This is a genomic window from Peribacillus sp. SIMBA_075, assembly GCF_046534585.1.
This window is the reverse complement of record NZ_JAWRYN010000543.1, coordinates 1-274: the sequence shown is the minus strand read 5'-3', so window position 1 is coordinate 274 and position 274 is coordinate 1. Positions and strand designations below refer to the sequence as shown.

The following is a 274-nucleotide window of genomic DNA, read 5'->3' as shown; positions in this document are numbered from 1 at the left end:
GCCGTGGCCACCAGGGTGTCCGTCCCGGAGGGCGTCCGTTGCCAGATCTGCGACGATCCGCCGGTCGTATAGATGAGGCCGCTGCTGCACCCCACCGGCGCCGCTTGGGCAGCGTCGGACGGGCCACCGATCGCGAGCAGCCCTCCCAGCGCGAGCCCGGCCGTTGCGAGAGCGGCGGCTACCTTGCCGGCACGAGTCATCGACACAAGATCCCCTGATTCTGCCGCTGTCGGGCGACGCATAGAACGTTCACATCGTAGGGCCGTACCGCCGC

At 69.7% G+C, this 274-nt stretch carries 1 protein-coding gene; it reads right to left on the bottom strand.

Annotation, left to right across the window (positions count from 1 at the left end; genetic code table 11):
• Positions 1-200: hypothetical protein (locus SB775_RS29330; RefSeq protein ID WP_410864751.1), on the bottom strand; the 200-nt coding region annotated here is incomplete at its 3' end.
• Between the last annotated feature and the right edge of the window lie 74 nt (positions 201-274).